The organism is Mangrovibacter plantisponsor, assembly GCF_003182475.1.
GTDB lineage: Bacteria > Pseudomonadota > Gammaproteobacteria > Enterobacterales > Enterobacteriaceae > Mangrovibacter > Mangrovibacter plantisponsor.
Map to the genome: position 1 here is coordinate 107,261 of NZ_QGTS01000014.1, position 13,075 is coordinate 120,335.

Here is a 13,075-nt window from a genome sequence, read left to right on the forward strand (position 1 = left end):
AGCGTGTTACTCCCTGTCGAGACGGCGGCTGGTTTTCAACATGGTCAGCCCAATAAACAGTACCGCAGAGGCAATTAAAAACAGCACATTGACCACCAGCACCGAAGTGATATTGCCCGCGAGAAACAGTGTTTGCAGTGTACTGACAAAATAACGGGCCGGAATAATGTAGGTCACGATACGGATAATGGCGGGCATGCTGTCTATCTGGAATATAAAACCGGACAACATAATGGAAGGCAAAAAAGCGGCGTTCAGCGCAACCTGCGCGGCATTAAACTGGTTACGTGTCAGCGTGGAAATCAGCAGGCCCATACCCAGCGTGCTGAGCAAAAACAGGCTGGTGATAAGAAATAAGATCAGCAGCGAGCCACGCCAGGGAACACCCAGAATAAATACCGACACCAGCATACACAGCAACATAGCCAGCATACCGAGAAAGTAATAGGGAACCAGTTTACACAGTAGTAACTCAGTCCGGGTTACTTCAGTGGACAATAGCGCTTCCATGGTGCCGCGTTCCCACTCACGGGCAATCACCAGCGAAGTAAGGATAGCGCCAATAACGGTCATGATAATGGTAATGGCACCGGGAATAATAAAATGGCGGCTGATAGCGGCCGGGTTGAACCAGTAGCGGGTTTGCACATCAATCAGAGGTTCGAAGGTTTCACCACGGTCTTCAGCGCGTTGTTGCTGCCAGATTTGCCAGACACCCTGAGCATAGGCCTGCACAAAGTTGGCGGTATTGGGTTCGCTGCCATCGGTTATCACCTGAATGGGCGCTGTATCGCCATCACGGGCCATTTGCGCCGCAAAGTTGACCGGAATGGTAATGATGCCGCGTATTTTCCCGGCCTGCATCAGGTCAACCAAATGCTGGCGGTTATCGCTGATTGTCGGGGCAATGAAAGGCGAAGCACTGACCGTGTGAGCAAAAGAGAGTGCTTCCTCACTTTGCTGGTCCAGTAATACGCCCACATGCAACCGGCTGGAATCCAGGTTAATGCCATAGCCGAAGATAAACAGCAGCATCAGCGGGATAACCACCGCAATCAACCAGCTACTCGGGTCGCGAATAATCTGGCGGGTTTCTTTAATGCACAGCGCCCTGACTCGATGCCAGGCAAGGATGCTATTGGCGGCCATTGTCATGCTCCTTATCCCACTGGTGAATCAGTTGAATAAATGCCTGCTCCATGGTTGGGTCGGCCATTTCGTCGTTGGCCGCGCTGGCTTTAAGTGAGTCCGGGGAACCACTGGCAATTAACTTCCCGCGGTAAACCAGCCCAATACGGTCACAATATTCGGCTTCATCCATAAAGTGGGTTGTGACCATCACGGTGACACCCCGCTCCACCATACTGTTAATGTGCAACCAGAATTCGCGGCGGGTAAGGGGGTCAACGCCCGATGTCGGCTCATCAAGAAACAGAATATCCGGCTCATGCATTAATGAGCAGGCCAGTGCCAGGCGTTGTTTAAACCCTAATGGCAGGGCATCAGTTGCCTGGTGTGCTACGGCCTGTAAGTTAAAGGCATCGGTCATGCGCTGGATCTTTTCCTGCTGACGTGTGCCGCGTAAACCGTAGATCCCGGCAAAAAAACGCAGGTTCTGGGTAACCGTCAGATTGCCATACAGTGAGAATTTCTGTGCCATATAACCCAGGTGCTGGCGGGCTTTCCCTGAACTGGTTTTTAAATCCATATTCAGCACCAGTGCCTGGCCATCGGTGGGTACCAGCAACCCACACATCATTTTAAATGTTGTGGATTTCCCGGCACCATTTGGCCCCAACAGGCCGAAGATTTCGCCACGCTTGACCGCGAAGTCAACATGGTCAGTCGCTGCAAAATCCCCAAACTTCTTGGTGAGGTTACGGGCTTCAATCACGGTTTCCCCTTTGCTGCCCTCAACCTGATGCAAAATGGCACCAAGAGGGGATTCCCGGGTTTTGGTTCCGCCTAACAAGTCAATAAAGGCGTCTTCAAAGCGTGGCTGGGTTTCCCGAAAACAGTTTTCGGGTAACGACAGGCTGGTTGCAAGCCTGGGAATAGCAGATGGGGAATTAACAATCAGGCGAACCGAGTGGCCCTGAATCATCCCGTCGCTCACACAAGGCTGGCGCAGAGCATGCTGAAGCAGTGGGCGGTTTTTCCCTTCCGGGCTGGTAACCAGCCAGGTGCGCCCGGCAATTTGCTGTGTCAGTGCGTCTGGTGCGCCCTGGTACAGGCGCTCGCCTTCATTCATCAACAACACTTCCCGGCACTGTTCCGCTTCATCCAGGTAGGACGTGCTCCATAAAATCAGCATGCCGTCACTGGCCAGTTCATGTACCATGCGCCACAATTCCCGCCGTGAAATAGGGTCAACCCCCACTCCGGGTTCATCCAGTAACAGCACACTGGGCTGGCCGACCAGGGTGCAGGCTAGCCCCAGCTTTTGCTTCATCCCGCCCGACAATTTCCCAGCCAGGCGTTTGGTAAACGGCTCCAGGTCGGTAAATTCCAGAAGCTGGTTAAATACTTGCTGGCGCAGTTTGCCACGGACACTGCGCAAATCGGCGTACAGGTTCAGGTTTTCCATCACCGTTAAATCTTCGTACAGGCCAAATTTCTGTGGCATATAACCCAGCATGCTGTGCAGCTGTGTGCCGTCGCGAATGGGGTCAAGGCCCAGTACTTCAATCTTGCCTTCGCTCGGTGTCAGTAACCCGGCCAGCATACGCATTAATGTTGTTTTACCGGCACCATCGGGCCCGACAAGGCCAGCGACAGCGCCCGCTGTAATTTCCGTATTCAGGCTGGCAACGGCGGGGCGGTCGAGCCCGCGAAAATGTTTGACGACATTCTCCAGCCTGATTGTCGCCGCCTGGCTCATTACTGCTCTCCTTCAAACCGAATGGTTACTGGCATGCCCTGGCGTAGCGTATCGTCGGGGTGGGTGACAATAATACGCAGGCGGTAAACCAGGTCAGTTCGCAGATCCGGCGTTTCGACGGTTTTCGGGGTAAATTCGGCCGTGGGTGAAACAAAACCAATTTTACCTTTCCATGGATTCCCTGGGCGACCATCGATATAAATCAGCACATTACGCCCGGGCACTGCCTGGCCAAGATTTTTTTCGTCTACATAAGCGCGCACCCAAACCGGGCGGGTTAATGACAATGTCAGCACCGTGCCGCCAGCACTTAACATCGTGCCAGGTTCTACCGCGCGTGTCAGCAGCGTGCCACTTGACGGAGCGGTAAGGGTGGTATCGTGTAAATCCAGTTGCGCCTGGGCAAGGGCTGCCTGGGCTTGCTCCAGGCTGGCTTTGGCTTCAGCAATTTCCTGCGGGCGGTTACCCGCTTTGTACTGGCTGAGTTTATCTTCGGCGGCTTTCAGGTTGGCCTGAGCCTGAACACTCGCCGAACGGGCATTGGCTAAATCATCGGCGGAATTTACCCGTTGTTGCCATAACGCCTGCTGGCGCTGGTAGTAACGAGTGGCGTACTGGGCTGCTGCCTGGGCTTGTTTCACGGCGGCGGCGGCCTGGGCGATTTCTTCACTACGGTAGCCGGCCATCACCAGGTCATACTTGGCCTGAGCGGCGTCTTCATTAGCCTGTGCCTGTGCCAGCGCAATGGTGTAAGGCTTTTTATCCAGCATACCGAGTGTTTCACCTGCCGTGATTTTATCGCCTTCGTCCACATTCAGTTCTTCAAGGCGGCCTCCAACCCGGAAGCTCATGTTCACTGTTCGAATATCGACATTGCCGTAGAGTGTCAGTGTGTCATCCTGGTGTTGCTGGTACCACCAGACACCGGCACCAGCTACAATGAGAACTAATAAAATCACAGCTGCAATCAGGGGCTTGCGGTGTTTCATGCCAGCGTTCCTCAGTGTTGAGACAGTCCGTATAAAATAAAATCAATATGCGATGCGATAACGTTGCTAATCAGCCCAACTTTTTGATTATCGAATTGGGTCCAGCCCATGCGTAATAAAATGGTTTCGCGCCCAAGGCGGAACGCCAGGATCTCACCTAACAAGGCATGGGTATGCAAAATGGTTTCTGTATCCAGTGGATCCCGCTCACAGTAACAGGCGATTAATGCGCACAGGTGATCATGCATGGGGGCGATCACCTGGTCATGAATCAGGGTGTAAGCGGAAGTGGGGGAAAGCTGTTCGCGGGAAATAAATTTACTCAGGTTGAGGGTTTCATCTGAGGTCAGCAATTTGCACATATGGCCGCAGGCCAGGTGAATTAACTCGCGCACTGCCGTTTTGTCTGGTTGTTCCCGGGAAAGTAACTGTACCGCGGAAGCAACATGTGGCTGGAAATTATGGCTGATAAAATCTGCTATCCATTGCGCGCAGGCCATATACAGTTCTTCTTTTGAACCAAAATAGTAAGTAATGGCAGCGATATTTTGGTCAGCCTGTGTTGCAATATCTCGTGTGGTTGCATGCAAACCAAACTCACCAAACTGCGCTATAGCGGCAGTAATTAATTGGTTTTTAGCGAGTTCACCCCGAGAGGTGACGGGCGTATTCATCGTATTCATCACCAGAGCAAGTAAAAGTTAATCAATCGTTTGATTAAGTTTATGCCAGCTTTTGGTATATGGCTACTGGCAGCGTATTATTTTGCAGAAATTTCTGTTCGCGGGAATTTATGCAGCGCGACGGAAAAGCTGTTACACTCCGCCGCTTCATGACACTGTGGTTGTGTCGCTGTTGTTTGGTTAAGGGGTTCCCTTGCCACTAAAACGACGATCCCTGGAACTACGCCGTAAACTGCGGGCAGGGTGAGTGAGGAGTTGTTATGTCTTTTGAATCACTCGGGTTAAATCCGGCAATTTTACAGGCAGTAGCTGAACAGGGTTATAGCGAGCCAACCCCAATTCAACAACAGGCGATTCCGGCAGTGCTTGCCGGGCGCGATTTAATGGCCAGCGCACAGACCGGGACCGGGAAAACCGCCGGGTTTACTTTGCCATTGTTGCAGAAATTGTCTCAGTCTCCGCATGCGGTCAGTGGCAAACGCCCTGTTCGTGCTCTGATTCTGACGCCTACCCGCGAGCTTGCTGCACAGGTTTGGGAAAATGTGCGTGCCTACAGCAGCCACCTGAAACTGCGTTCACTGGTGGTGTATGGCGGTGTCAGCATCAACCCACAAATGATGAAGCTGCGTGGTGGCGTAGATATTCTGGTCGCCACTCCAGGGCGTTTGCTGGACCTGGTGCACCAAAATGCAGTCAGCCTGGATAAAGTAGAAGTACTGGTGCTGGATGAAGCAGACCGCATGCTGGATATGGGTTTTATTCATGATATTCGCCGTGTGCTGGCAAAATTACCGGCAAAACGCCAGAACTTGCTGTTTTCCGCAACCTTCTCAGATGACATTAAACACCTGGCTTCCGGGCTACTTAAAAACCCGGAAGTGATTGAAGTTGCACGCCGTAATGCGCCTTCAGAACAGGTGACACAATATGTACACCTGGTTGATAAAAAGCGTAAGCGTGAATTGTTGTCTCACCTGATTGGTAAAGATAACTGGCAGCAGGTACTGATCTTCACCCGCACAAAATACGGTGCCAACCACCTTGCGGAGCAACTGAACAAAGACGGCATCAGCGCTGCGGCTATTCATGGTAATAAAAGCCAGGGAGCCCGTACCCGTGCGCTGGCCGATTTTAAATCCGGCGCGATTCGTGCGCTGGTGGCTACAGACATTGCTGCACGTGGTATTGATATTGAATCACTGCCTTATGTGGTTAACTATGAGTTGCCAAATGTGCCGGAAGACTATGTTCACCGTATTGGCCGTACCGGGCGCGCGGCAGCAACCGGGCAGGCGGTGTCATTGGTGTGTGTAGACGAGCACAAACTGTTAAAAGACATTGAGCGCTTACTTAAACGCCCAATACCGCGCATGGCGATTGACGGCTATGAGCCAGACCCGTCCATCAAAGCGGAACCAGTGGAAGACCGCCAGTCGCGTGGCCGCCGTGGTGGTGGCCAGGGCCGTGGTAGCCGCCCTTCAGCCGGGGCTCCGGCGAAGAAACGCACCCCGCGCCCAGAAAACCGTGGTGCCCGGCCTGAAAATGCCAGCGGCAAACCTGAAAACCGCCCGGCAAAACCCCACCGCTCGCGTGCTCCCCGAAAAGAGAATGGCAGTAACGGCCAGTAATGGCCTGCGTGGCTGATAAAACTGCCTGCCACTGCGGTTAACCCCCGGTCTGTTAGCCGTTCCCGGCAATTCTGGTTCACAGAATTGCCGGCTCTCTTCCAGTAAACCAATTTGCCCCAAAAAGCAGTTCAGCCAGCCACGAAAAAATGCCACAATAGTGGTTGTTTATACAGTACAGGAACTGCAATGGCCTTATCCGCGGCACAAAAGGCGCAAATTGCCGCATGGTACAAAGCGCTGCAACAACAAATCCCTGATTTTATCCCTCGCCCTCCTCAGCGGCATATGATTGCCGAGGTGGCAAAAAACCTGGCGGGTGACAGCGGCCGGCATTTGGTTATTGAAGCGCCAACGGGCGTAGGTAAAACGCTCTCCTACCTGATTCCGGGGATTGCCCTTGCCCGGGATGAAAAAAAAACGCTGGTGGTCAGTACTGCGAACGTCGCGTTGCAGGATCAGATCTACAGTAAAGATCTCCCTCTTCTGAGCAAGATAATCCCTGAATTGCGTTATACAGCCGCTTTTGGCCGTGGGCGCTATGTTTGCCCACGTAACCTGGAAGCCCTCGCCAGCGATAACAGCAGCCAGGGGGATCTGTTAGCGTTTCTTGATGATGACCTCACGCCGAAAAATAAAGCAGAACAACAGCGCTGTGCGGCATTAAAGAAAGACCTCGACAGCTACAGTTGGGATGGTCTGCGTGACCACACAGATAAAGTTATTGATGACGGGTTATGGGCGCGCCTGAGCACAGACCGCGCCAGTTGCCTTGGCAGCAACTGCCATTGGTACCGTGAGTGCCCTTTCTTTGTGGCCCGCCGTGAAATTCGTGAAGCTGAAGTGGTGGTGGCGAACCATGCTCTGGTGCTGGCGGCAATGGAGAGTGAATCCGTGTTACCGGAGCCAGATAATTTGCTACTGGTACTGGATGAAGGCCACCATATACCAGAGGTTGCCCGTGATGCACTGGAAATGAGTGCGGAAATCACGCCTGGCTGGAGCCGCCTGCAGCTGGATCTGTTTTGCAAACTGGTCAGCACCTGCCTGGAGCAGTTCCGCCCTAAAACGGTTCCTCCGCTGGCAACACCCGAGCGCCTGGCAAACCATTGTGAAGAAATCACTGAACATCTTGCGGGCCTGGTTGCACAATTTGATTTAGCGCTGCCAGCCACAGAAGAAGGTGATTACCGTTTCCCCATGGGGGTTTTGCCCGAAGATATCATGGCCCATTGTGAGCGCCTGGCAAAACTGACCGATGCATTGCGTGGCCTTGCAGAATCATTCCTGAATGATTTAAGTGAACGCACCGGGCAGCATGATATTGTGCGGTTGCACCGCCTGATTCTGCAAACTAACCGGGCTTTTGGCCACTTTGAGGCGCAGAGTAAATTGTGGCGGCTGGCGGCAATGGAAAAAGCCTCCGGAGCACCGGTATCAAAATGGTTTACCCGTACTTTTCAGGATGGCCAGGCTCACCTGTTCTTCCACTGTGTTGGCATTCGTGTCAGCGACCAGTTGGAACGCCTGTTGTGGCGGCAAATTCCCCATATTGTAGTGACTTCAGCCACATTACGTTCCCTGAACAGTTATACCCGCATTCAGGAGCTCACCGGGCTGCATGAAAAACGGGGGGATACCTTCGTTACTCTGGATTCCCCCTTTAACCATGTAGACCAGGGGCGCATTGTTATTCCCCAAATGCAAACCGACCCTCAGCCAGCAACAGAGCGCCAGCATATTGCCGAGATGGCGGCGTTTTTCCGTGAGCAACTCAAGGCAGGCAAGCACAAAGGGATGCTGGTGTTATTTGCCAGTGGCCGTGCAATGAATATTTTTCTTGAAGAAGTGCAGGATCTGCGTCTGGTGTTACTGGTGCAGGGCGACCAGCCCCGTTACCGGCTGGTTGAGCTTCACCGTAAGCGTGTAAGCCAGGGGGAAACCAGTGTGCTGGTTGGGTTGCAGTCTTTTGCCGAAGGCCTGGATTTGAAAGGTGAACTGTTAAGCCAGGTCCATATCCATAAAATTGCATTTCCCCCGGTAGACAGCCCGGTGGTGATTACCGAAGGGGAGTGGCTAAAAAGCCTGAAACGCTACCCGTTCGATGTACAAAGCCTGCCCGGAGCCTCTTTCACACTGATTCAGCAAGTGGGCCGCCTGATACGTAGCCACAGTTGTTGGGGGGAAGTGGTGATTTATGACCGGCGCTTATTGACAAAAAACTATGGTAAAAGGCTGCTGGATGCGTTACCTGTATTTCCTATCAGCCAGCCTGAGCTACCAGCGGTCCCTCGCTCTGCAAAACCGGGCAAACCGGAAAAAAAACGCAGGCGCTCACCTCGCCAGGCTCGGGAAAAATAAGGCAGAGAGTAAAGTATGGATTACCGTAAAGTTATCAAAGAGATTGGCCGGGGTAAAAATCATGCCCGGGATCTGGACTGCGAAACTGCTCAGGCATTATATGCCAGCATGTTACGCGGAGACGTTCCTGAACTGGAACTGGGCGGGGTATTAATTGCTTTGCGTGTCAAAGGGGAAGGTGAAAGCGAAATGCAGGGCTTTTACCAGGCCACGCGCACGCATACGCTGCAGCTTTCTGCCCCGGCAGGCAGGCCTGTGCCCATCGTTATTCCCAGTTATAACGGCGCACGTAAGTTACCGAACCTGACACCACTACTCGCCTTGTTACTTTCCCGGCTGGGTTTCCCGGTTGTGGTCCATGGTGTGAGCGATGACCCGGGCAGGGTAATCACGGAAACGCTGTTTTCCATGATGGGCATTGAGGCGGTTCATTCTCGTGGCCAGGCTCAGGCAGAGCTGGAAGGTGATAAACCTGTTTATATACCTGTCAGTGCTTTGTGCCCGCCGCTGGCAACTCAACTGGCACTGCGCTGGCGAATGGGGGTGCGTAACAGCGCTCACACGCTGGCAAAATTGCTGACGCCTTTTCCGGAAAATGCGGCATTACGGCTTTCGAGTGTCTCGCACCCGGAATATTTATCCCGCGTGAGCCAGTTTTTCCAGACTGTGGGTGGCCAGGCGCTGGTGATGCACGGAACTGAAGGGGAAGTGTACGCCAACCCATTACGTTGCCCGCAAATAAACTGGGTGAATGCCGCCGGTGAGCAGGTGGTTTATAGCCGTCAGGCAGAAGTCAGCCCTGCGCCAGTTTTCCCTTCTGGCAAAGACCCGCAACTGACTGTTGAGTGGTTAACACGCTGTTTGCGCGGTGAAGAGCCTGTTCCGGAATCTATCCAGATTCAGTTAGCGTGTTGTTTACTGGCGGCAGCAGAAGTCGCAACGCTGGAAGAAGGTTTACAGCGGGTGGGGCAGTTGATTTAGCGCTGCGTAAGCATAAAAAAGCCACCGCGCGTGGCCCGGCCACGATACCTGGTTGCAGGTAAAATAGTGGCAGGTATGGCGGTGGCTGAGCCTGATATTCAGGCAAAAACAAGGGTAAATAACACAGAGAAATACAACCCACGGGAGTGGTTTCAGGCACCCCATATAACCCATATAAATTGAGGCCGGCTCATTAAGAACCGGCCTCAACAACGTTCTGTACGAAAATAGCGATGGTGGAACCTGAGCCTGTTTAACAGGGGGTTCCGTGCAGGTACGTCTTTATATGTCTTGTCTTACTCTGTTAGCGCTATTATCTCAGTCATTCCCACCTGGTGGCTATGTAAAAACCTTGTTGTAGTTATTCAAAATAATTGAATCTGGCTGTTTGCGGGAAGGCATTATCCACGGTCATCGGGCCGGATAAGATCAAATCTGAGTGACTCATCAATCCCGTAGTAAGCACTGGGGCCACCAGCCCGCATAACCGGGTGTGCTTTTGCCGTCTGGTAAACCCCATCTTCCAGCAGGTGAGCGGCGATATGAACTGCGACAACCTCACCCAATACCAGCCAGGTATTCAGCTTTTCTTCTGCGGCATTAGTGAGCTGAATGCACTGTGTCAGTTTGCATTCAAAATTGACCGGGCTCTCACTGACACGGGGAACGGGTATTTTGCGGGAAGCAGCCGGAGTTAACCCGGCAAGCGCGAATTCATCCACTCCGGCAGCAACGGATGCCGATGTCTCATTCATGGCACTGGCCAGCTCGCGGGTAACCAGGTTCCAGGCAAAGTAGCCAGTGCGGGTGATATTTTCCACACTGTTTTTCCACCCGGAACTGGCGAATCCTATAATAGGGGGCTGGTAGTTGAAGCAATTAAAAAAACTGTAAGGAGCAAGGTTGGCAACCCCCTGTTCATTGACTGATGAAATCCAGCCAATTGGTCGTGGGCCAATAATTGCGTTCAGTGGATTATGGGGCAAACCATGCCCCTGTTCAGGCTCATAATAGTAGTAATCAGTGGTCATTTTTGGCAGCCAGATAATTAACAGGTAACCAACAGGCTAGCACAAGGTATATGGCTTGCACTTTACCTTGTTATGCTGAACGCGTATCTTACGCGCCCGGACACAAGGAGCCAGGATGAAACAGATTGCCGAGAAAAACCAGTTGCACCCGCGTAACCGCCACCAGGGCCGTTATGATTTTGACCGCCTGGTTCAGGCCCTGCCTGAGCTGGGGAGTAAAGTAAAACTCTCACCTCGCGGGGAGAAAACCGTGAATTTCGCGGACCCTGATGCGGTTAAAATGCTTAACCGTGCATTACTGGCGGCGGATTACGGTATCCAGCACTGGGATATTCCGGAAGGTTTTCTGTGCCCGCCAGTGCCTGGGCGAGCTGACTATATCCACCACCTGGCTGATTTGCTGGCCCGGACAGGCAGGCAGGGGGTACCGAACTCAGCCAGCCTGATGGATATTGGTACCGGTGCGAATTGTATCTACCCGTTGATTGGGCAGCATGAGTATGGCTGGCGCTTTACCGGAACAGATGTCAGTAAAGAGGCGCTGAGCCATGCCCAACAGGTAATCCAGGCAAACCCCGGGCTGAGTACCCGGATTCGTTTACGCCGCCAAAAAACACCGGGTGCTATTTTCGCCGGTGTAGTAACCAAAACAGACCGTTTTGATGCCACGTTATGTAACCCGCCTTTTCATGCCTCCGCTCAGGAAGCGCTGGAAGGTAATACCCGCAAACGCAAAAACCTGGGGCTTAACGGTGCCACACCTGCACTCAATTTTGGTGGGCAGCACAGTGAGTTATGGTGCGAAGGGGGAGAACTGGCCTTTATTCGCCAGATGGTAGTGGAGAGCCGCACAATTGCCGGCCAGGTGTTATGGTTTACCTCGCTGGTATCTAAAGCAGAACATATGCGCAGTATTGAGTATGCTTTGCGTGAAGCTGGCGTGGCGATGGTGGTGAAACAGCCTATGTCTCAAGGGCAAAAGCAGAGCCGTTTTATCGCCTGGAGCTATCTGTCCCCTGAAGAGCGCCTGGCCTGGGCGGGGAAATGGGGTAAATAAAAGTCATTAAGTGAGGGGCTGTTTTGCCCCTCACAGTACTGGTTAGTTCGTTATTTCTTTCTTTTTCCTTCACTATTATCTTGCATTCTTCCTGGCTGGTTATTGGGAACTTAAACCAATAATAAACATACTGTATTTTTAATACCGTAAACCTCTCTCGTTAATTTCTATAAATACACTTTTCCTGTTTATAAAACCACGTCTTGATTGTATTTAATATATTGATTTTATTTAAAATTAATGGCTATTTTTATTATTTTGATCGGCGTGAGCGATCAGTTTTCTTATATTGATCGTTGTACCTATCAATGCCTGCTTTTGTGCTGAACAAACCAATTATCTTTTCCTGCCTGCTGTTCTTATAACTGCGTCTGGCAAAACCGGTGCGGTTTTTTTGCCCCGGTTGCTTAATTTCTTTTGTTTTTTGGCCGCCTTTAATGACCAGAGGCCGGAGCGTTTTCCCCGGAAACGGCACCTGGCCGGTGGCCCCACAAATAAGGACAGTTTGATGAAAAACAAAACCGCAGCACTCAGCGCGCTTTCGGTGTGTATTTCCCTGGCACTGAACGGCCAGGCTTTTGCACAAACCCCGCCTCCGGCAACCATTGCCCCCGCAGAAACCCTGGAGTGCCCGGCAGACCTGAGCCTGCTTACCGGTGAAGAGCAGGCGGCACTGGCAGAACAGTGCCAGGCAACGGAACAGCAGCCAGAAGAAACCCAGGCAGCACAGGCCAGTGAACTGCCAGCGTGGATGACCGACCAGACCACCCTGCTCGCCGGGGGCGGGGCTGCCGCACTGGCGGCCACCATTGCCATTGCAGCTGGTGGCAGCAGCGGGGGCGGCGGCAGTGGCGGCGACCGTAACGAAGGCGGAGATGGCGGCGATGGCGACGGCAATAACTACGAAGAGTGGGAAATTGGCAATAAGCTGGAAGGGGACAACCAGGAAAACACGCTGGAAGGCAACACCAGTGCCGGGGAAGGGGAAATCGGCAACCTGGTGACCGGCAATAACACAGACAACACCCTCGAAGGCGACACGGACGTCACCGAAGGCGGCAAAGGCACGGTGGTGGACGGCAATAACACCAGCACCACCAACGATGGCGGGGTGACAGTCAGCGGTGAAGGCTCAGTGGGGCTGGAAGTGAACGGCAACAACGCCACGGTCACCAACAATGGCAACGGCGAGATAACCGCGGGCGGCACCGGGGTGAGCGTGAACGGCGACAACGCCAGTGTCACCACCACCGGGGAGACCAGCGTCAGCGGCCAGGGCTCGGCAGGCACGGTTATCACCGGGAATAACGCCAGCGTCAGCAACGAAGGCAACAGCTCGGTCACCGGCGGCGGTACCGGTACGCTGATCACCGGCGACAACGCCAGTGTCAGCAACAGCGGGGACACCAGCGTCAGTGGTGAAGGCTCCACGGGCATTGCCATTACCGGGGATAACAGCAACGTACA

Annotated in this window: 9 protein-coding genes and 1 pseudogene; 5 read left to right on the forward strand and 5 right to left on the reverse strand. The window is 53.0% G+C overall.

All coding sequences use genetic code 11. The annotated features are described in order from the left end of the window. Positions 1–6: 6 nt before the first annotated feature. Genes DES37_RS20325 through cecR form a run of 4 tightly spaced genes read right to left on the reverse strand, consistent with a single transcriptional unit; the run spans position 7 to position 4,553 of the window. Entirely contained in the window at positions 7–1,149 is a 1,143-nt protein-coding gene (locus DES37_RS20325; RefSeq protein ID WP_211320569.1) for an ABC transporter permease, read from the reverse strand. Further along, positions 1,136–2,881, reverse strand: coding sequence for an ATP-binding cassette domain-containing protein (locus tag DES37_RS20330; protein WP_110027590.1), 1,746 nt, complete (start codon positions 2,879–2,881; stop codon positions 1,136–1,138). The genes DES37_RS20325 and DES37_RS20330 overlap by 14 nt, the downstream gene beginning before the upstream one ends. Next, the gene (hlyD, locus tag DES37_RS20335; RefSeq protein ID WP_110027592.1) at positions 2,881–3,870 is read right to left on the reverse strand and encodes a secretion protein HlyD; all 990 of its coding nucleotides are present in this window, start codon (positions 3,868–3,870) and stop codon (positions 2,881–2,883) included. The genes DES37_RS20330 and hlyD overlap by 1 nt, the downstream gene beginning before the upstream one ends. Positions 3,871–3,881: 11 nt before the next feature. Continuing rightward, entirely contained in the window at positions 3,882–4,553 is a 672-nt protein-coding gene (gene cecR / locus DES37_RS20340; protein WP_110027593.1) for a transcriptional regulator CecR, read from the reverse strand. A gap of 260 nt (positions 4,554–4,813) precedes the next feature. On the opposite strand from cecR, the gene rhlE reads away from it, so the two are divergent. The 3 genes from rhlE (at position 4,814) to ybiB (ending at position 9,520) form a co-directional block, all read left to right on the forward strand. After that, positions 4,814–6,181 (forward strand): ATP-dependent RNA helicase RhlE, encoded by a 1,368-nt coding sequence (gene rhlE / locus DES37_RS20345; RefSeq protein WP_110027595.1) that lies wholly within the window; start codon positions 4,814–4,816, stop codon positions 6,179–6,181. Between the two features lie 186 nt (positions 6,182–6,367). Next, on the forward strand, positions 6,368–8,539 hold the full coding sequence (gene dinG, locus DES37_RS20350) for an ATP-dependent DNA helicase DinG (RefSeq protein ID WP_110027597.1): 2,172 nt from the start codon (positions 6,368–6,370) through the stop codon (positions 8,537–8,539). 15 nt (positions 8,540–8,554) lie between these two features. Continuing rightward, positions 8,555–9,520 carry a DNA-binding protein YbiB gene (gene ybiB, locus DES37_RS20355; RefSeq protein WP_110027598.1) on the forward strand — a complete coding sequence of 322 codons (966 nt, stop codon included), beginning with the start codon at positions 8,555–8,557 and terminating at the stop codon, positions 9,518–9,520. A 401-nt stretch (positions 9,521–9,921) separates the two neighbouring features. Here the strand turns inward: ybiB and DES37_RS20360 are convergent, their stop codons facing one another. Beyond that, positions 9,922–10,551, reverse strand: coding sequence for a flavin reductase family protein (locus tag DES37_RS20360; RefSeq protein ID WP_110027600.1), 630 nt, complete (start codon positions 10,549–10,551; stop codon positions 9,922–9,924). Between the two features lie 115 nt (positions 10,552–10,666). On the opposite strand from DES37_RS20360, the gene rlmF reads away from it, so the two are divergent. Continuing rightward, positions 10,667–11,608, forward strand: coding sequence for a 23S rRNA (adenine(1618)-N(6))-methyltransferase RlmF (gene rlmF / locus DES37_RS20365; RefSeq protein ID WP_110027602.1), 942 nt, complete (start codon positions 10,667–10,669; stop codon positions 11,606–11,608). A gap of 508 nt (positions 11,609–12,116) precedes the next feature. Next, a pseudogene (locus tag DES37_RS20375) lies at positions 12,117–13,075 on the forward strand (hypothetical protein); the annotation flags it as partial.